Annotated in this window: 17 protein-coding genes and 1 pseudogene; 7 read left to right on the top strand and 11 right to left on the bottom strand. The window is 58.6% G+C overall.

Going from position 1 to position 17,741, the window contains the following annotated elements; all coding sequences use genetic code 11:
• Positions 1-51: 51 nt before the first annotated feature.
• Together ACTQ4R_RS00880 and ACTQ4R_RS00875 are read left to right on the top strand one after the other, a co-directional pair.
• The gene (locus tag ACTQ4R_RS00880; protein ID WP_441624928.1) at positions 52-1,434 is read left to right on the top strand and encodes an S-layer homology domain-containing protein; all 1,383 of its coding nucleotides are present in this window, start codon (positions 52-54) and stop codon (positions 1,432-1,434) included.
• Between the two features lie 269 nt (positions 1,435-1,703).
• Positions 1,704-3,128, top strand: coding sequence for a sodium:solute symporter family protein (locus ACTQ4R_RS00875; protein ID WP_441624926.1), 1,425 nt, complete (start codon positions 1,704-1,706; stop codon positions 3,126-3,128).
• 425 nt (positions 3,129-3,553) lie between these two features.
• Here the strand turns inward: ACTQ4R_RS00875 and ACTQ4R_RS00870 are convergent, their stop codons facing one another.
• The 4 genes from ACTQ4R_RS00870 to ACTQ4R_RS00855 form a co-directional block, all read right to left on the bottom strand.
• On the bottom strand, positions 3,554-3,892 hold the full coding sequence (locus tag ACTQ4R_RS00870) for a histidine triad nucleotide-binding protein (protein WP_441624924.1): 339 nt from the start codon (positions 3,890-3,892) through the stop codon (positions 3,554-3,556).
• A gap of 19 nt (positions 3,893-3,911) precedes the next feature.
• Positions 3,912-4,085, bottom strand: a complete 174-nt coding sequence (locus ACTQ4R_RS00865) for a DUF4250 domain-containing protein (RefSeq protein ID WP_441624922.1) — start codon at positions 4,083-4,085, stop codon at positions 3,912-3,914.
• Positions 4,086-4,339: 254 nt separating this feature from the next.
• Complete coding sequence (alaS, locus tag ACTQ4R_RS00860; RefSeq protein ID WP_441624920.1) at positions 4,340-6,982, bottom strand: alanine--tRNA ligase; 2,643 nt, start codon at positions 6,980-6,982, stop codon at positions 4,340-4,342.
• A gap of 556 nt (positions 6,983-7,538) precedes the next feature.
• Positions 7,539-7,970 carry a hypothetical protein gene (locus tag ACTQ4R_RS00855; RefSeq protein ID WP_441624918.1) on the bottom strand — a complete coding sequence of 144 codons (432 nt, stop codon included), beginning with the start codon at positions 7,968-7,970 and terminating at the stop codon, positions 7,539-7,541.
• A gap of 94 nt (positions 7,971-8,064) precedes the next feature.
• Between ACTQ4R_RS00855 and ACTQ4R_RS00850 the strand changes: the two genes are divergently transcribed.
• Positions 8,065-8,604: a DUF5662 family protein gene (locus ACTQ4R_RS00850; protein ID WP_441625982.1), complete on the top strand. Its 540-nt coding sequence runs from the start codon at positions 8,065-8,067 to the stop codon at positions 8,602-8,604.
• A 144-nt stretch (positions 8,605-8,748) separates the two neighbouring features.
• Here ACTQ4R_RS00850 and ACTQ4R_RS00845 read toward each other — a convergent pair whose 3' ends face one another.
• The 3 genes from ACTQ4R_RS00845 to mltG are packed head-to-tail and all read right to left on the bottom strand — an operon-like array spanning position 8,749 to position 12,533.
• Entirely contained in the window at positions 8,749-10,146 is a 1,398-nt protein-coding gene (locus tag ACTQ4R_RS00845; RefSeq protein ID WP_441624916.1) for an NAD(P)/FAD-dependent oxidoreductase, read from the bottom strand.
• A 16-nt stretch (positions 10,147-10,162) separates the two neighbouring features.
• A complete protein-coding gene (locus ACTQ4R_RS00840) occupies positions 10,163-11,392 on the bottom strand; it encodes a peptidase U32 family protein (protein ID WP_441624914.1) in 1,230 nt (409 codons plus the stop codon).
• Positions 11,382-12,533 carry an endolytic transglycosylase MltG gene (mltG, locus tag ACTQ4R_RS00835; RefSeq protein WP_441624912.1) on the bottom strand — a complete coding sequence of 384 codons (1,152 nt, stop codon included), beginning with the start codon at positions 12,531-12,533 and terminating at the stop codon, positions 11,382-11,384. The genes ACTQ4R_RS00840 and mltG overlap by 11 nt, the downstream gene beginning before the upstream one ends.
• Positions 12,534-12,682: 149 nt before the next feature.
• Here mltG and ACTQ4R_RS00830 point away from each other — a divergent pair, with 149 nt between their 5' ends.
• Positions 12,683-12,841: a hypothetical protein gene (locus ACTQ4R_RS00830; protein WP_441624910.1), complete on the top strand. Its 159-nt coding sequence runs from the start codon at positions 12,683-12,685 to the stop codon at positions 12,839-12,841.
• Here ACTQ4R_RS00830 and ACTQ4R_RS00825 read toward each other — a convergent pair.
• From ACTQ4R_RS00825 to ACTQ4R_RS00810, 4 genes and pseudogenes are all read right to left on the bottom strand, one after another.
• A pseudogene (locus ACTQ4R_RS00825) lies at positions 12,791-12,898 on the bottom strand (hypothetical protein); the annotation flags it as partial. The gene ACTQ4R_RS00830 and the pseudogene ACTQ4R_RS00825 overlap by 51 nt on opposite strands.
• Before the next feature lie 3 nt (positions 12,899-12,901).
• Positions 12,902-13,567, bottom strand: a complete 666-nt coding sequence (locus ACTQ4R_RS00820; RefSeq protein WP_441624908.1) for a dTMP kinase — start codon at positions 13,565-13,567, stop codon at positions 12,902-12,904.
• On the bottom strand, positions 13,564-14,283 hold the full coding sequence (locus tag ACTQ4R_RS00815; RefSeq protein ID WP_441624906.1) for a WecB/TagA/CpsF family glycosyltransferase: 720 nt from the start codon (positions 14,281-14,283) through the stop codon (positions 13,564-13,566). The genes ACTQ4R_RS00820 and ACTQ4R_RS00815 overlap by 4 nt, the downstream gene beginning before the upstream one ends.
• 127 nt (positions 14,284-14,410) lie before the next feature.
• Entirely contained in the window at positions 14,411-15,337 is a 927-nt protein-coding gene (locus ACTQ4R_RS00810) for a DMT family transporter (RefSeq protein ID WP_441624904.1), read from the bottom strand.
• Positions 15,338-15,413: 76 nt separating this feature from the next.
• Here ACTQ4R_RS00810 and ACTQ4R_RS00805 point away from each other — a divergent pair, with 76 nt between their 5' ends.
• The 3 genes from ACTQ4R_RS00805 to ACTQ4R_RS00795 are packed head-to-tail and all read left to right on the top strand — an operon-like array spanning position 15,414 to position 17,733.
• Positions 15,414-16,040, top strand: coding sequence for a DNA-3-methyladenine glycosylase (locus ACTQ4R_RS00805; RefSeq protein ID WP_441624902.1), 627 nt, complete (start codon positions 15,414-15,416; stop codon positions 16,038-16,040).
• Positions 16,037-16,696 (top strand): HAD family hydrolase, encoded by a 660-nt coding sequence (locus tag ACTQ4R_RS00800; protein WP_441624900.1) that lies wholly within the window; start codon positions 16,037-16,039, stop codon positions 16,694-16,696. The genes ACTQ4R_RS00805 and ACTQ4R_RS00800 overlap by 4 nt, the downstream gene beginning before the upstream one ends.
• Positions 16,697-16,707: 11 nt before the next feature.
• Positions 16,708-17,733: a transglutaminase domain-containing protein gene (locus ACTQ4R_RS00795; protein WP_441624898.1), complete on the top strand. Its 1,026-nt coding sequence runs from the start codon at positions 16,708-16,710 to the stop codon at positions 17,731-17,733.
• The last annotated feature ends 8 nt before the right edge of the window (positions 17,734-17,741 follow it).

Here is a 17,741-nt window from a genome sequence, read left to right as displayed (position 1 = left end):
ACTACAATAACATAAACGAAGTTTTCCGTCATTTTGGAAAGGAGCTATATTATGAAGCGTTTTCTGACTGTGTTTTTCACAGCTCTGCTGCTGACGGCCGCCCTATGCGTGACCGCCTCCGCATCGGATTATGACGATGCGGCGCAGGACCTCTCCGCCATCGGCATGTTCCGGGGCACCGCCAGCGGCTTCGAACTGGACCGGGCACCCAAGCGCTCCGAGGCCGCCATCATGCTGGTGCGGCTGTACGGCGCCGAGGAAGAGGCAAAGGCTGCTTATGACGCCGGCCAGATCAGCCATCCCTTCACCGACGTCAGTGACTTTACCTCCCCTTACGTGGCCTGGCTGTACAACAAGGGCATCACCAAGGGCGCCACCGCCACCACCTTCGGCTCCGCCGGACCGTGCAGCGCTAAGATGTACTGCGCGTTTTTGCTGCGGGCCCTGGGCTATGAGGACGGTGTGGATTTCCAGTATGCCGACACATTGGAATTTGCTCAGCAGAAGGGGTTCTATGACCCCACCATGTTCGCCGGCGACTTCCTGCGGGACGACCTGGCTGCCCTTACCTACCAGGGTCTGGCTACTGACTTGAAGGACGGCAGCACCTACCTGCTGGACAGCCTGGTGAAATCCGGTGCTGTGGACGCCGAGTCCGCCAAGCCCATGACGGAGAAGATCGATGCCTATCGGGCCATGAGCGCCGCCATGAACACCGTGGACGCCAACGCTATGGATGTGGACGTGGACATGCAGATGGATATGACCATCACCGCCGAGGGTGAGACCATGCAGGTCCCCTCCACTATGCGGGGCAATTTGAAGATGATCGTGGCGGAGGACGACAGCGTCCAGATGGCCTATACCATGAAGACTGTCTCTCAAGGCGAGAGCGTGGATATGGATATATGGATGAAGGACGGCTGGGTCTACCTATCCACTGAGATGAACGGCGAAGCCATGAAGCTGAAATACTCCGTGGAGGACCAGCTGGCTGCCGTCGAGGGCCTGGGCACTGTGAACGTGGACGCCATGAGCGCCAGCGGCCTTGCCATGCTGGAGTCTGTCACCGCCAAGAAGGCCTCCGGCGGCAATACGGAATACACCATTGTTATCGGCGAGGGTGTAAACAGCCTGGTCGAAAATGTTCTGGGTATGATGGGCCAGGATGTCGGCAGTATGGATATGCGCCTTGGCAAGATGACCGCTACCTACACTGTGGACAGCAAGGGCAACATGAAGAAGGTGGATATGACCTTTACCGCTTCCGTGAAGATGGATGTCCCCATGGAGGATGGACAGTCCTATTCCATGGCTGCGGATTATGACTATGACATGACCATGACTGTGAACGCCACGGGCAAAAACGTGAAGGTCACTTTCCCGAACTTCTCCGATTTCCAGGAGATCGATCTCAGCCAGACGGCTGCGTAAATTCAAGGGTCCTTTTCAAGAGCGGCACCATTCCGGTGCCGCTCTTTTATTCCTGTCAAAACACCATTTGACATAACGCCATTTGTATGCTATAATATATACAAATTTACTCCTAATCCGCCCGGATTAATTGGATAAAATAACGAAACGTGGAAGATGTGATGCAGCCACCACACCTCCCCTCATTTCCGCCGTCCGTGAAAAACGGACGGCATTGCTTTATTTTAGGGCGGATACGGGGAATCTGACTGGGAAAGGACGATGATTTTATGATGGAAGTAACGACCCTGGACCTGCTGGTGATCGGAACATACCTTTTGGTGATGCTGGGCGTTGGTATCTGGTTCGTCCGGCGCATCAAGGGCACAGATGACTACTACGTAGCCGGCCGGACTTTAGGGCCCGTGGTGCTGGCGGCAACTGTCTGCGCCACCATCATCGGCGGCAGCGCCATGATGGGCCGGGCCGGCATCGCTTACACCACCGGCTTCAAGGCCATTGCCACCGCCATTCCCTACATGCTGGGCATGTTCATTTTCTCTGGCTATGCCGGACGTATCCAGCGGGTGGGCGAAAAGTACAACATCGAATCTATCCCCGGCCTGTTCGCCTATCGGTTCGGTCCCGTGGCCAAATGCATTCTCTCTGCCATGGTGGCCTTTGCCATGATGGGCACTGTGGCCGCGCAGGTCACCGCCACCGCTACCATCATCAAACTGCTGGGAGGCCAGGTGGGCATCGGCTATGAGATGGGCGCCCTCATCGCCACCGTCATCTTCATTCTCTATACCGCCGCCTCGGGTCTGTTCGGCGTGGTATACACCGATGTGGTGCAGTTTTTCATGCTCATTATTTTCGTGTATCTGCTCCTTCCCATCTCCAGCCTGCACCACCTGGGAGGATTTTCCAGCTTCGCCGCCAATGTGGACCCCAAGTATGTTACGCCTTACCTGGATGGCCAGATCCTGGGGGACATCGTCACTTATCTGGTATTCACCATGGCGGGCGCCGAGATGTGGCAGCGGGCTTTCGCCGCCAAAGACCGGAAGTCCGCAAGACAGGGGATGTTCTGGGGTACTGCCGTCTACGCCTGCACCATTGCCTTACTGTTTTTGATGGGGCTTGCCGCCCAGCAGATCCTGCCGGATGTGGTGGCGGAATACGGCACTGCCGATGCCGTTATCCCGGCCCTTGCCATCAAGATCCTGCCGGCGGGTGTCACGGGCCTGGCCCTGTCCGGTATCCTGTCCGTCATGATGAGCACCGCCGACAGCTATCTGCTGGTCTCCGTCCAAACCATCGTGGACGACCTGGGAAAGACTGTGGCGCCTCAAATGTCCCAGAAAACCGAGCTGCTGATCTCCCGTATTGCCTCCGCCCTGCTGGCTCTGGGAGCGCTGGCCATCGCCCTGTATATCAAGAGCGCCTATGACGTACTCATGTTCGCATGGGCCTTCTACGCAGCAGCGGCAGGCCTGCCCGCGCTGGCTGCACTGTATTGGAAAAAGGCCACCTCCGCCGGCATCATCGCCGGTATGGTGGGCGGCTTTGCGGTAACTGTGGGATGGAAGCTGGCGGGGCAGCCCTTTGGCTTGGGCGCCACGGTTCCCGGCGCCATCACCTGCGGCGTACTGCTGGTAGCCGTGAGCCTTGCGACCTATAAAAAGCATCCCTCTGCCATGGTGGAGGTATAATAGCGGACAGGCAACAGCAGGCCGTCCACCATTCGGTGGACGGCCTGCTGTTGCCTTTTTCAGCTTTCTTATCCTCCGAGGCAAACCAGCGAAGCGTTTACCGGCGGAAATCGAGGAGCAAGGGAGCAGGCGCAGTTTTCGCCGTAGGCGGAAACGGAGTTTCGCGGACTTTGCGACAGCTATTCCCCCGTCTCCTCCGCCGGTAAACCAGCGAAGCGTTTGCCGGCGGAAAGCGGGGAGCAAGGGAGCAGGCGCAGTTTTCGCCGTAGGCGGAAACGGAGTTTCGCGGACTTTGCGACAGCTATTCCCCCGTCTCCTCCGCCGGTAAACCAGCGAAGCGTTTGCCGGCGGAAAGCGAGGAGCAAGGGAGCAGGCGCAGTTTTCGCCGTAGGCGGAAACGGAGTTTCGCGGACTTTGCGACGAGCTCAGCCCGGAGGCCACGTCATGTCCCGGCCGGACAGCACATGGAAGTGCAGGTGGAACACGCTCTGTCCAGCCTGCTCACCGATATTAGATACCACACGGTAGCTCTCCAGCCCCTTTTCCTTGGCCAGCTTGGCGATGACCTCAAAAATGTGGGCCACCACGGCACTGTTGCCGCTGTCCACCTCGGACACGGAACCGATGTGGGCCTTGGGGATCACCAGGAAATGGGTGGGCGCTTGCGGTGCAATATCGTTGAAGGCGTAGCAGACGTCATCCTCATATACCTTGCTGCTGGGGATGTCGCCGGCAATGATCTTACAGAACAGACAGTCAGACATTTGGATACCCTCCTTTGTTTCAGATAAACTGATGATACGCCGGATCGTACCGATAGTCAAGGCCTTCCAGCGTGTTGGAAACAGCCTGCGGCTCCACGTCGAAAGCGGCACACAGGTCCTCCAGCGTGTCAAATTCGTCCCGGAGCTTTGTGTTGACAAAGCTTAGCAGAATATATGGGTCCTTTGGAAGCATTGGCCTTCCTCCTCCGTGGGTTCAGATAGAATAGCGGAAACACACCCTTATGAAAGTGGGCTCCAAGCCGCTCGGCTCCACCGTTTTTCCAGAGTATCTTTCTGCAATGCCTGGTCAAATTCACCTCTGCTGACCTCGCTGCCGACTCCGGTATGGCAGGCTCTGCCTGGCGCTGTCCATTCATAACAGACAGCGCCAGGCAGAGTGTTCCGATCAATACAAACAGGATGCAGTCCCGCACGGCAGGCCGCATATCAGCCCAGCTTGGCAGCCACGAAATCGTCCACAGAGGCCAGGGCGTCATCCAGCTTCAGAAGGTCGCTGCCGCCGCCCATGGCGCTGTCGGGCTTGCCGCCGCCCTTGCCGCCGCAGATGGCGCACACATTCTTTACCAGCTCGCCGGCCTTGATGCCCTTGGCGACAGCTTCCTTACCACAGACAGCCAGGAACGTGATCTTCTCGCCGCTGACAGAAGCCAACACGCCAACCACAGTGGGCTCTTTGTCCCGCAGGAAGTCGCCCATCTGCCGCAGGCCGTTGGCGTCCATTCCATTTCGGGTGGCAGTCAAGACCTTCAAGCCGCCCACTTCCTTGGCACTCATCAGGAACTGACGGGCCTCACCCAGAGAGGCCTCCGCCTGGAACTTCTCCAGCGTGTGGCGCATCTCCTTCATCTCATTGAGCTGCTGGTCGATCTTGCCCTCCAGCTCGCCGGGGTTGGTTTTCAGCATCTGAGCCGCATGGAAGAGCACCTGCTGGTTGCGGTTGATGGTCTCTTGGGTCAGCTTGCCGACAGTCGCTTCAATGCGGCGCACACCGGAGGCCACGGAGCCCTCGGACTTGATGCGGAACATACCGGCCTTGGCGGTGTTGTCCAGATGGGTGCCGCCGCAGAATTCCATGGAGAAGTCTCCCATCTCCACCACGCGAACGGTCTCGCCGTACTTTTCGCCGAAGATGGCCACGGCGCCCTTCTTCTTGGCCTCCTCAATGGGCAGGACCTCTGTCACCACGGGATAGCCCTCCAGGATGGCATCGTTCACCATGCGGTCGATCTCGCTGAGCTGGTCGGGGGTAATGGCCTCAAAATGGGTGAAGTCAAAGCGCAGACGGTCCGGCTCCACAAGGGAACCAGCCTGGTGCACATGATCGCCCAGGACTTTCTTCAGCGCGGCATCCAGCAGATGCGTGGCGCTGTGGGCGCGCATGATGGCCTTGCGGCGGTCCACATCAATGGAAGCGGTGACGGTGTCGCCCACCTGGAATGCACCGGAGACCACTTTGCCGTAGTGCATGAACTTGCCGCCCTTGTTCTTCTGGACGTTGGTCACCTGGAACTTGGCGTCGCCGCAGGTAATGACGCCCTGGTCGGCCACCTGGCCGCCCATCTCGGCGTAGAAAGGCGTCTGGTCCAACACCAAAATCGCGTCTGCGCCGGCCACAACGCCGTCCCGGAGCTCTTCCTCCGCCACGATGGCCAGGACCTTACCCTGGGCCTCGGTACGGTCATAGCCCACAAACTCGGTGGCGGGCATCTCAGAGCCGAACTCAATGCCGGCCCAGCCCAGGTCGCCCAGCGCCTCCCGGGCCTTCCGGGCGCGGACACGCTGCTCCTCCATCTCCTTGTCGAAGCCGGCGCGGTCCAGGGTCATGCCCTCATCCGCCACCATCTCCGCCGTCAAGTCGATGGGGAAGCCGTAGGTGTCGTACAGCTTGAAGGCATCGGCACCGGAGAACTCCGTCTCACCCTTGGCCTTGTGGGCCGCCAGCAGGTCAGCGAAGATCTTCATGCCGCCGTCAATGGTCTTGGCGAAGTTCTCCTCCTCGGTGCGGATGACCTTGGTGATATAGGTCTGCTTCTCCCGCAGGTCGGGATAGGCGCACTCGTTTTCATGCACGACGGTGTCCACTACCTCGTACAGGAAGGGCTTCTCCACGCCCAAGAGCTTGCCGTGGCGGGCAGCCCGGCGCAGCAGGCGGCGCAGAACATAGCCACGGCCCTCGTTGGAGGGCAGGATACCGTCGCAGATCATCATGGTGGAGGAGCGGATGTGGTCGGTGATGACGCGCAGGGACACATCGGTCTTGTGGCTATCGCCGTAGTGGGCGCCGGTGATCTCGCTGACCTTATTGGTGATGTTCATAACGGTGTCCACATCGAACAGGGAGTTTACGTTCTGGCACACGCAGGCCAGACGCTCCAGGCCCATGCCGGTGTCGATGTTCTTGTTCTTCATCTCGGTGTAGTGGTTTTCACCGTCGTTGACGAACTGGGAGAACACGTTGTTCCACACCTCAATGTAGCGGTCACAGTCGCAGCCCACGGTGCAGCCGGGCTTGCCGCAGCCGTGCTCGACGCCGCGGTCATAGTACACCTCGGAGCAGGGGCCGCAGGGGCCGGCGCCGTGCTCCCAGAAGTTGTCCTCCTTGCCGAAGCGGAAAATGCGCTCGGCGGGAATGCCGATGTCCTTATTCCAAATTTCAAAAGCCTCGTCATCGTCCAGATAGATGGAGGGATACAGGCGGTCCTTCTCCAGGCCAACTACCTCGGTCAAAAATTCCCAGCAGAAAGGAATGGCTTCCTTCTTGAAATAGTCGCCGAAGGAGAAGTTGCCCAACATCTCGAAATAGGTGCCGTGGCGGTCGGTCTTGCCGATGTTCTCAATGTCGCCGGTGCGGATGCACTTTTGGCAGGTGGTAACGCGGTTGCGGGGCGGCTCCTCCTCCCGGGTGAACCAGGTTTTCATGGGAGCCATGCCGGAGTTGATCAGCAGCAGGGACTTGTCGTTGGCGGGAGGGATCAAAGAAAAGCTGGGCAGGCGCAGGTGGCCCTTGCTCTCAAAGTAGCTGAGGAACATCTCCCGGAGTTCGTTCAGCCCGTGATAGGGATGTGCCATAATGTTGTTTCCTCCTAAAATTTATTTTTTTACTTGTCATTTTTCCGGTGTTAGGGCAATCAAAAAGCCTCCGCCCCCTCATTTAGGGGCGAAGGCTTGCTTCACGGTACCACCCTAATTATCCCCTTCGCAGGGGCATCTTAGCCATCCGGTAACGGGGATGAACCGTTCCGCTCGTCGCAGACCGCTCCAAAGTGGCTGCCTTGCGGCGTGGGCAAGGGGCTTTCACCGTCTCCCCTCTCGCTCCGGCCGGTTTCGCAAAGCTGGCTTTGTCATAGCATTTTTCTTGTCGAACAGGGATATTATATCCCGTTTATGGGATTTGTCAAGAAGGGTCTCCCTCTTTTTTAGCCCGTTTTCTCCCTTTTACCATGACACACTCTCCGGTGCGGACACACTGGCCGCAGCCGCAGCAGGAGACCACGCCGCTTTTGTGATTGTTGACCTTATACCAAGCAAAAGCTGTACCACCCAATACCAGTGCCAGTAAAACCCAAGTGACCCATGTCATCGGCATTCTCCCTCCTTTTTTAAGAGCTTATCACGGAAGCAAGATTTATGTCAGTGGCATCTGCAACAGCCATAGCCCCAGCAGCGGCAGCAGTTGTTCCGCCGGCTCCGGAAGCGGAGGAAGTGGGATCTCCTGGGGCTCGATGGCGGCGCCGCCCGGCCGCGGAAGTGTCCGCTGGATGCAGAGCACAGGCTCCTCCAGACTGGAAAGCGTTAAACTGTCACGGCTGGAAAGGCCATAGGTGATCACGGTGTCCGCCATTCCCATCATCCGGCAATTCCCCGGCAGCAGCAGTACCCGGCACCGGGGGCAGCATCCTGTCAAATGCGCGCAGCCCTCCGGTGTCAGAGCCAGCAGGTCCCAAAAACGCCCCACCGCTTCCTCCCTGTCGGGCCGCAGCGTCTCTGGCGGCAGCCGATCCGTCCACCTGTTGGGGCAGAGAAACATCCCGCAGTGCAATCCAACCACCTCTTTCATAGTCTTGCCTCTAGGCCGTGTTCCATGCGAAAAATTTCCCTCGTCATTTTGAAAATCGTATGCTATACTAAACCACAGAATTTTGAGTTTCGAGGTGACGTCCTTGCATTTCTGGGCTCATTTGAAAACTGTCCACCGCCATCGGGCGCTGGTGCGGAAATACTGTTTCCGGTTGGGATTGTACTGGCAGGGACTGACGCATGATTTGTCCAAGTATTCTCCCGTGGAGTTCTGGGCTGGTGTCAAGTATTTTCAAGGTGACCACAGTCCCAACGATGCGCAGCGAAAGCAGCATGGATACAGTGCCTCTTGGATGCACCATAAGGGCCGTAACCGCCATCATTTCGAATACTGGACGGATTACAGCACAGACGGTTCCGGCATTTCCGGTGTGGAAATGCCGAAGAAGTATGTGGCGGAGATGTTCTGCGACCGTCTGGCTGCCAGTAAGGTCTACCGTGGCAAGGATTTCGACCCCGGCGACCCGTATAAGTTCTTCCTCCGGGGCAAGCAGCGGCGATTGCTGCTTCACCCCAACACAGAGGCACTGCTGGAACGTATTTTGCTGACGCTGAAGGACGAGGGCGAGGACGCGGCGTTTGACTACGTGCGGCGGGAGGTTTTAGGCAAATAAAAACAGCGCCGGGAGCTCGCTCCCAGCGCTGTTTTTCTATTTAAAGCAGCTTGCTGACAGACTGCTAGGTGACGTCCAGACTGCACCGCTTGTGCCGCAAGGAAAAACCGCTGGGAGGTCCCAGCGGTTTTGTATTCCCTTGGCTCAGCCCTCTTCGGCGATCTTGCGGCCCATGAGGGTGCCCATGACGGAGGCCATCATCAAGCCCCGGGTCCAGCCGGAGCTGTCACCCAGGCAGTGGAGGCCCTGGAGGCTGGTGTTGAAGTCGGTGTCCATCTTCACCCGGTTGGAATAGAACTTCAGCTCGGGAGAATACAGCAGCGTCTCATAGGCGGCAAAGCCCGGCACAACGTAATCCATAGCCTGGATAAAGTTGATGATGTTGGTCATGGCCCGGTAAGGCATGGCGGCAGTGATGTCGCCGGCCACGGCGTCCGGCAGCGTGGGCCGGATATTGGACTGTGCCAGCTCCTTTTGCCAGGTGCGCTTGCCGTCCAAAATGTCACCGAACCGCTGGACCAGAATCTGACCGTTGGCCAGCATATTGGTCAGCTCGCCCACCTTCTGGGCATAGGCGATGGGCTGGTTGAAGGGCACGGAGAAGTTGTGGGAGCACAGGATGGAGAGGTTCGTGTTGTCGCTCTTGAGGTCCTTATAGGAGTGGCCGTTGACCACCGCCAGGTTGTTGTCGTAGTTCTCCTGGCTGACGAAGCCGCCGGGATTCTGGCAGAAGGTGCGGACCTTGTTCTTGAAGGGCCGGGGATAGCCCACCAGCTTGGACTCGTACAGCACCCGGTTCACCATCTCCATGACCTCGTTGCGGACCTCCACCCGGACGCCGATGTCCACCGTACCGGGAGCATGGGCGATGTTATGCTCAGCGCAGAGCTTTTCCAGCCAGTCGGCACCCCGGCGGCCAGTGGCAACCACGGTGTGCTTGGCGTAGATCTCCAGGTCGGTCTTGCCGTTGGAGACGGAAACGCCTTTGCAAACATCATTCTCCAGGATCAGATTGCTGCACTCATAGCCGAAGTACATCTCCACGCCGTTCTCCTGGAGGTACTTCTCGATAGCCAGATAAATGGCCTGGGCCTTTTCTGTGCCCATGTGGCGAATGGGGCAGTCCACCAGCTTCAAGCCCGCCTGGATGGCACGCTTGCGGATCTCCTTCCGCTCTTCCTCGTGCTCCAGGCCTTCAATGTGGGTGTCTGCGCCGAACTCCAAATAGATCTGGTCGGCGTAGTTGATGGTCTCCTGGGCCAGGTCCGCGCCGATGAGGGTAGGCAGATCGCCGCCCACCTCATAGCTGAGGGACAGCTTGCCGTCGGAGAAAGCACCGGCACCGGAAAAGCCGGTGGTGATGTGACAATAGGGCTTGCAATTGACACACTTGCGGGTCTTGTCCTTGGGGCAGTGGCGTTTTTCCACTGGCTGTCCCTTTTCCACCATAACGATCTTCTGGCGGCTGCCCTTTTTGATCATCTCCAGGGCGGTGAAAATACCGGCGGGGCCGGCGCCGACGATGACAACATCTGCGTTCATAATTTCCTCTTTCTCCTCATTTGGCTGATAGTTCCACCGCGTGGCGTACCAACGTGAAAGACGGCACCGGGCGCGGCAATTTCATATGAAAGGTCATCTGCGGGGTGCGGGGCTCATCCAAAACCATCCCCTCCCCGTCCGTCATTTCGGGAACGGCCATGGCGAAGGGGCGCAGGTCGGGACCCACCAGCTCCACGGTGTCTCCGGTTCGGAATTTATTCCGAAGCGACAGCGTGGCATTGCCTAACTCATCGCAATCAGTGACAAGCGCAACCACTTGCCACTCTCTGATGTACCGGGAATTTGCATAGTACTGCCCCGGTGGGCCATAGTAAAAGCCCGTGGAATAGGGGCGGTGGCTCACATGCTCCACCTCGTCCCGCCAGATGGGGTCCGCGGGTCTTCCCGCCGCCGCGTCGTCCAGGCAATGGCGGTATGCGCCGGTGACAACGGCGGCGTAATAGGCGGATTTGGCGCGGCCCTCGATCTTCAAGCTGTCCAGACCCGCGTCCATCAAGTCATCCAGATGGTCGATCATGCACATGTCCCGGGAGTTGAGAATGTATGTTCCCCTGGCATCCTCCTCAATGGGAAAATACTCCCCGGGGCGCTTTTCCTCCACGAGGGCGTACTGATAACGGCAGGGCTGGGCACAGGCTCCCCTGCTGGAATCCCGCCCCGTCATGTAGTTGGAGAGCAAGCACCGGCCCGAATAGCTGACGCACATGGCGCCGTGAACAAAGGCTTCGATCTCCAGCTCCGGAGGAGTCTTGGCCCGGATGGTGCGGATCTCCTCCAATCCCACCTCCCGGGCAAGAATGACCCGGGAGGCACCCAGGTCATACCAGGCCCGGGCAGTCTCGTAATTACTGATGCTGGCTTGGGTGGAGATGTGCCGCTGGCACCGGGGGGCATACTTCCCCGCCAGGGTAAAGGCGCCCAGGTCCGCCACAATGAGGGCGTCCACCCCGGCGTCGTTCAACCGCTCCAGATGCTCCGGCAGGCGGGCGATCTCATCGTTGCGGGGCATGGTGTTGATGGTGCAGTGGACGCGGACGCCGTGGCGGTGGGCAAAGTCCACCGCCTGCGGCAGTTCCTCCGGTGTGAAATTGCCGGCAAAGGCCCGCATACCGAAATCCGTGCCTGCCAGATACACCGCGTCGGCGCCGTACAGCACCGCCATTTTCAGACGCTCCATGTCTCCCGCCGGAGCCAGCAGCTCCGGCTTCCTTCTCTTATCCCGCATAATTACCACTGTTTAGGAACTCATTATGCTCCTGCAGGGTCTTGGAGAAGTGGTGCTTTCCATCCTTGCCAAGGGCGTAATAGTAATAGTCGGTAGTGTCGGGCTCCAGCGCCGCTTCAATGGCCGCAAGGCCGGGATTGGCAATGGGCGTGGGAGGCAGGCCGGCATACTTATAGAGATTGTACTTGGAATCCGTCTGCTTGTCGGCGTTGGTAATAGGACCCTCATGGTCAGGCAGGGCATACAGCAGCGCGGCGTCGATCTGCAGCAGACCGTAAGTGCCGCCCTTGTCCCCAGAGCCCTCCAGACGGTTATAGATAACAGAGGCGATCTTCGCCTGGTCAGTACCATCCGTCTCCTTTTCGATAAGGGAGGCAATGGTAATGATCTTCTTGAGATCATAGCCCCGGGCCTCCGCCTGGGCCAGCAAATCGTCATCCAGCTTGCTGTCAAAGTTCTTGATAAGCCGGTTGAGGGCGTTGGCAGGCTTCTCGTTCAAGTAAAAGTCATAGGTATCCGGGAAGAGATACCCCTCCAAACGGCTGATGTCCTCGGAATTGTTATTGATATACTCGTAGCTGAAAGAAGCGGTTTTGGCGGCCTCCAGAAGGTTTTCCTCCGTATTGACACCCTTTTCCGCCATCAGATGGATGATCTGGGAAACCGTATAGCCCTCCGGGATGGTGATGCGGACAGTGTCCGAGTTCAAGTTTCCAGAGGAGTTGTGCATGCCGACGATCAAGGCACGGTAATCCATATCCGTGTTCAGCTCGTATGTTCCGGTGCCGATTTTATCCTTGGCGTCCGCCACGGAGGCAAACAGCTTGAAAAACCACTTGTACTGGATCAGTCCGGCATCCTCCAGCTTGTCCGCGATGGTGCTGACAGTGTCATCCGCCGTTACTTCAATAGTGGCGGTGATATCCTCCTTGTTGAATGCGCACAGGTCGTTGATCAGCAGCCAACCCACACCTGCCAGAATAGCGGAAGTGACCAGAACGAACAAAAGATACACCAGAATATTAAAGCGGCGCTTTTTCCGCTTGCGGGGACGATGGGCAGGGGTGCGCTGTTCGCTCTGGCTCCGGCGCACCTGCTCCGTATCCCAGCTGGCGGTATCTCCCCTTTTATAATCAGCCATATGAACCTCCATACTCTTCCTCTCCGGCCTGCTGGCCGGAAAAGGCTAGCTCTTTCTCCGGTTTTCTGCGATGGACGCAAAATTTATAATGGTCAAGCTCCTAAAAAGCCTGCCATGCATAGAATGTCTCAAAGCGAGGTGACAAAATCATGTGCTTCAACAACGGAAACAATGACTGTTCCTGCCTGTGGATCATTCTGATCATCATCCTGCTGGTGTGCTGCTGCGGCGGGTCCTGGGGCGGCAACTGGGGCGGCTGCAATTGCAGAGACAACTGCAATGACAACTGCGGCTCCAATTGCTGCTGACCTTTCCTGTGAAAAGGGGCGCCAGGCGTCCCTTTTCGCACTGCTTTTTCGGGACAGGCCTTACAGGAGCGTTTTCACGATGCCCCAGACCTCTTGATGGATATCCTCCACTGTCCTGGGGGCATCCCCTGCGGAACAGCGGACCACCGTCCAGCCGCATCGGCGGACCACCTCCCGGGCGTTGGCCCGGCAGCTTTTCAAATAGGCCTCGTCCTGTTCATGGATGTCCGCGTGGGTGCCGGTGGCCTGCTCGCGGCCGCGCATCATGCGCTCTGTGATCTCCGTGGGCATGTCCAGGTAGAGGACCAAGTCCGGCTCCGGCAGGCCCAGACGGCCATATTCCAGCCCGAAAAGCCAGTCCAGATACTCCTGCCGCTCTCCCTCCGGCAGTTTGGACGCCTGGTGAACAGCGTTGGAGGTGGTGTAGCGGTCCGCCACAATGAGGCCTCCCGCTTCATAGAAACCGCCCCAGTCCTGCTTATAGGAGGCATAGCGGTCCATGGAAAAAAACAGCGAGGCGGCATAGGCGTTCACGTCGCCGGGGTTCTTCCCCAGATTGCCGTTTAGATATTCCTGGACCATCACGGCGGAGGGCTGGCCGTACCGGGGAAAATCGATGTTTTTAAAGGGAATGCCCTCCCGGGTCAGATGCTGGCACAGCAGGCGGGACTGGGTGGCCTTTCCGGAGCCGTCCGTCCCCTCGAATACAATGAGTTTCCCTTTCATTTTTTCCGCTTCTCCTGCTTGACATGCACCAAAAACAGCGGCAGCTTCATCATGCGGCCAATGCGCCGGGGCTCCTTGCACAGGCGGTAGAACCACTCCAGCCCGTGGTCGGACCAGAACTTGGGCGCCCGTTCCACCACGCCGGCAAACACATCCAGACTGCCGCCCAATCCGCACAGCAGATGGGCGCCGGTCTCCGGACCGTGCTTTTTCATCCACAGCTCCTGCTTGGGCGCGCCCAGACACACGAATACCACATCCGCGCCGCTGAGGCGGATCTCCTCCACCACGGGAGCATCTTCCTTGAAGTATCCGTCATGCGTGCCTGCAATGACCAGTCCGGGATACTTCCCCGCCAGGTTGCGGGCGGCCATCTCCGCCACGCCGGGTTTCGCTCCCAGTAAAAACAGGGACTTGCCCTCTCTGGCCATGCCCTCCATCAGCCCGGCGGCAAATTCGATGCCGGGGGTCTTTTCCTTCAGCGGCGTACCCAGCATGGCGGCACCCTTTACGACGCCGATGCCGTCCGGCAGGACCAGGTCCGCTTCGTTGACCGCGATCTTCGCCGCCAGATTTTCCCGGCAGACCTCCACGATCTCCGGATTGGGCGTGACCACATAGTGGCAGCCGGGACTGTTTACCAGCCGTAGCCCCTCCGCCACGGCCTCCTCCATAGTCAAGTTATCGAAACCGACGCCAAGAACGTCGATACGCATAGAATCACCTCGTTACATACTCATACAGTTTAAAAGTATACCATAAGGTCGACCCTTTGTCCAATAAAAAATCCGGTGAGAACGAGAAACGCCCCCACGGCATACCGTGAGGACGTTTTCGTGAATTTCAGTTGGATGATACGGCTTTTTTCCTGCCGGATTTTGGTTCCGGCAGCTGGGCCAGGATCACCGCCGCCAGCATGAGCAGGCAGCCAAAGTACTCTTTTAGGCTCATCTGGTCGTGTAGGATCACCGCCCCCGCCAACGTCGCGAATACGGACTCCAGGCTCAAAAGCAGCGACACCACCGTGGGGTCTGAATCCTTCTGTGCCAGGATCTGCAGGGTGTACGCCACGCCGCTGGAGAAAATGCCCACATACAAAATGGGAAAGGCGCAGGCTTGCAGCGCCGCGAAAGACGGACTCTCCGCGGCGAGCATGCCGGCGGAGGACAAAACCGTCACCACCAAAAACTGCACGCAGGACAGCTCCACGCCGTCCACCTTCTGGGTAAAGTGGTCAATAACCAGAATGTGGGCCGTGAAGCAGAAGGCGCACAGGAGAATGTAAAAGTCGCCCATGGTGATGGAAAAATCCTCGTTGATGCACAGGCAGTACAGTCCCGCCACCGCCAGGACCACGCTGAGCCAAATGGTCTTGGGAGGCATTTTTTTCAAAAAGATGCCGGCAATGGGCACGATCACGATATACAGCGCCGTAATAAATCCCGCCTTGCCGGAGGTGGTGGTCTCCAGTCCTTTTTGCTGGAGGAAGCTGGCCACTGTCAGCGCCGTGCCGCAGCAGATACCGCCGACGGCCAGGTCCCGGCGGGAGCCAGGGGCCGCCTTAGCCTCCCCGGCAAAGTCCCGCTCCTGGCGCTTTCGCAGCACAGCGCACAGCACCAGCAAAAACAAAAACGCGATGCCGGACCGGGCGGCATTGAAGGTGAAAGGCTCCACATAATCGGCGCCCACACTCTGGGCCACAAAAGCGGTGCCCCAGATAAAAGCCGCCAGAACGGGGAATACATTTTGACGAATACGGTTGACTTTCATATCTCTTGCTCCATCTGCTGTTTCATGGTATACTTTTCGTCACAGCGAATTTGTATTTTAACATCGGGGTGACAAAATGGCAAGGCTTTCCCGTGATTTTTACAACGGAGACACTGTGGAAACAGCCCGGGCCCTGCTGGGCAAATGCCTGGTCCGGGTCCGGAACAGTGAGACGCTGGCCTGCCGCATCACGGAGACGGAGGCCTACATTGGCCGGTGCGACAAGGCCTGCCACGCCTACAACTACCGGAAAACAGAGCGGACCTCCACCCTCTTTCTGGCGCCGGGCCACGCCTATATCTACTTCATTTACGGGATGTACCACTGTCTGAACTTCGTGGCGGAGCCGGAGGGCGAGCCTGCCGCCGTCCTCATCCGGGGCGGCGAGCCCCTGGCCGGAACGGACACCATGTGGCGCTTGCGGTACGGGGACAAGCCCGTTACCCCCTACCGGAAAAAGCATTTTCTTGATGGGCCGGGCAAGCTGTGCATGGCCCTGGACCTCACCACCCGGGAAAACCGGCTGGACCTGGTGGAGGGCGATACCCTGTATGTCTGCGACACGCCCGCGGACGCCGGCCTTCCCTGCCCCCCGCCGGTGGGAGAGCGCATCTGCGCCGGGCCCCGCATCGGCGTGGACTACGCCCAGGAGGCCAGGGATTTCCCCTGGCGTTTCTGGCTGGAAAAGGAGGCTGACACATGAGCATGTTTTTCTTTGACCTGGATGGGACTCTTATCGACTCCAACGGCGTTTGGAAAGAGGTAGACCGGAAATTCCTGGCCAAGCGGGGCCTGCCCTACACCCACGCCTACTATGAAGGAGTGGCGCATACCATACTCCCCCTGGCGGCGAAGTTCACGAAAGAGTTCTGCCATTTGGAGGAGTCCTGCGAGGACATCATCTCCGAGTGGATGGACATGGCCAAGGACGCCTATTCCCATGTGGAGCTGAAGCCCGGCGTCCGGGCCTACTTGAAGCAGTGCCGGGCCGAGGGGCGGAAACTGTCCATTGTCACCAGCTGCGTGCCGGAGCATTGCCACACCGCCCTGCGCCGTCTGGATCTGGAAAAATACTTTGACCGCATCACCTTCGCCCAGCAGCTGGGTCTGGAAAAAAAGCAGGCGGACATCTGGCAGCTGGCGGCGGCAGATGCCGGTGAGCGGCCGGAGGACTGCACCGTGTTCGATGACAGCGTCGCCGCCTGCCGGGGAGCCCGTGCCGCAAAAATGCGGGTGGTTGGCGTGTATGACAGCTTTTTTGCCCAGGATGAGCGGCAGATGCGTTCATTCTGCGACGTGTATATCAAGAGTTTCGAAGAGCTTCTGTGGCTGCCGGAGCAAAAGCTCCGCAAGCAGTGACCGGAGGGGCTATGGAGGCCTATTACTGTCAGCATATGAGCAAGCCCCACCAGGCGGCGTACCATGCCATGAAGGTGGGCTTCACGGCTCTGTCTCCCTGCTTTTCCGTGCCCCGCCTGGACAGCAGCGAGCTGAGCAGCATCTTCTTCCAGCTGCGTCTGGACTGCCCGGAGATCTTCTATGTTACCGGCTTTTCCTACCGCTTCGCCCACGGGGCGGAAAATGTGGAGCTGCTGCCGGAATACCTCTTCGACAAGGGTAAGGTCAAAGAGCATCAAAGGGCCCTCTCCGCCCGGGTGGAAAAGCTGGTTCGGCCTGTCCGCGGCATGTCGGACTGGGAAAAAGAGCGTTACATCCATGACTTCATCTGTGAAAATGTCCGATACGACAAGCTGAAAAAGCCTTACTCCCACGAGATCATCGGCCCCTTGGGCCAGGGAGTTGGCGTGTGCGAGGGCATCGCCAAATCCGTGAAGGTCCTCTGCGACGCTCTGGGGCTGTGGTGCGTCATCGCCATTTCCGAGGCTAATCCGGAAGCGGGCGTCAAGTACCGCCACGCCTGGAACATTCTGAAGCTGGACGGCCAATATTACCACCTGGACGCCACCTTTGACGGCTCCTTGAGTCATGACGGCGTCGTCCGCCGGGATTACTTCAATCTGGATGACAGCCGCCTGTTCCGGGACCATCAGCCTGTCCTCTATCCCGTTCCTCCGTGCGTCAAAGGGGACCGCTTTTATTACCGGGAGGAAAAGCTGTCCTTCACCAAGGTGGAGGACGTGGTGAAGCGGGCACAGATGTTCGTCCGCAAGGGACTGCCCTTCGTGTTCCACTGGCGGGGCGGCTACCTCACCAGGGAGGTACTGGCGGAATTGGCAGCCGCCCTGGAGGAGGCCGCCCAGAAGAAAAACCGGCACGCCGCCGTGTCCTTCAACCCCGCCCAAGCAGTGGTGCTGGTCCGGTTCCAGACGGAGGCGCAGCAAAGCGGCCCCGCCGCCGAGGAAGCCAATGAAGGTGAATCGTATACGGAAGCTTAAAAGGAGCC

It is taken from the genome of Dysosmobacter sp. Sow4_B12 (genome assembly GCF_052116665.1).
In the GTDB taxonomy this organism is placed as follows: domain Bacteria; phylum Bacillota; class Clostridia; order Oscillospirales; family Oscillospiraceae; genus Oscillibacter.
The sequence above is the reverse complement of the archived record's forward strand: the minus strand, read 5'-3'. Positions and strand labels throughout refer to the sequence as shown.

Excerpts from the sequence above, each read along its gene's own strand:
- ACTQ4R_RS00880 (WP_441624928.1), top strand. The coding sequence starts at position 52 with ATGAAGCGTTTTCTGACTGTGTTTTTCACAGCTCTGCTGCTGACGGCC.
- ACTQ4R_RS00840 (WP_441624914.1), bottom strand. The coding sequence starts at position 11,392 with ATGCGGGATAAGAGAAGGAAGCCGGAGCTGCTGGCTCCGGCGGGAGAC.
- ACTQ4R_RS00875 (WP_441624926.1), top strand. The coding sequence starts at position 1,704 with ATGATGGAAGTAACGACCCTGGACCTGCTGGTGATCGGAACATACCTT.
- ACTQ4R_RS00870 (WP_441624924.1), bottom strand. The coding sequence starts at position 3,892 with ATGTCTGACTGTCTGTTCTGTAAGATCATTGCCGGCGACATCCCCAGC.
- ACTQ4R_RS00855 (WP_441624918.1), bottom strand. The coding sequence starts at position 7,970 with ATGAAAGAGGTGGTTGGATTGCACTGCGGGATGTTTCTCTGCCCCAAC.
- ACTQ4R_RS00820 (WP_441624908.1), bottom strand. The coding sequence starts at position 13,567 with ATGAAAGGGAAACTCATTGTATTCGAGGGGACGGACGGCTCCGGAAAG.
- ACTQ4R_RS00815 (WP_441624906.1), bottom strand. The coding sequence starts at position 14,283 with ATGCGTATCGACGTTCTTGGCGTCGGTTTCGATAACTTGACTATGGAG.
- ACTQ4R_RS00845 (WP_441624916.1), bottom strand. The coding sequence starts at position 10,146 with ATGAACGCAGATGTTGTCATCGTCGGCGCCGGCCCCGCCGGTATTTTC.
- ACTQ4R_RS00865 (WP_441624922.1), bottom strand. The coding sequence starts at position 4,085 with ATGCTTCCAAAGGACCCATATATTCTGCTAAGCTTTGTCAACACAAAG.
- alaS (WP_441624920.1), bottom strand. The coding sequence starts at position 6,982 with ATGGCACATCCCTATCACGGGCTGAACGAACTCCGGGAGATGTTCCTC.
- ACTQ4R_RS00830 (WP_441624910.1), top strand. The coding sequence starts at position 12,683 with ATGTGCTTCAACAACGGAAACAATGACTGTTCCTGCCTGTGGATCATT.
- mltG (WP_441624912.1), bottom strand. The coding sequence starts at position 12,533 with ATGGCTGATTATAAAAGGGGAGATACCGCCAGCTGGGATACGGAGCAG.
- ACTQ4R_RS00805 (WP_441624902.1), top strand. The coding sequence starts at position 15,414 with ATGGCAAGGCTTTCCCGTGATTTTTACAACGGAGACACTGTGGAAACA.
- ACTQ4R_RS00800 (WP_441624900.1), top strand. The coding sequence starts at position 16,037 with ATGAGCATGTTTTTCTTTGACCTGGATGGGACTCTTATCGACTCCAAC.
- ACTQ4R_RS00795 (WP_441624898.1), top strand. The coding sequence starts at position 16,708 with ATGGAGGCCTATTACTGTCAGCATATGAGCAAGCCCCACCAGGCGGCG.
- ACTQ4R_RS00810 (WP_441624904.1), bottom strand. The coding sequence starts at position 15,337 with ATGAAAGTCAACCGTATTCGTCAAAATGTATTCCCCGTTCTGGCGGCT.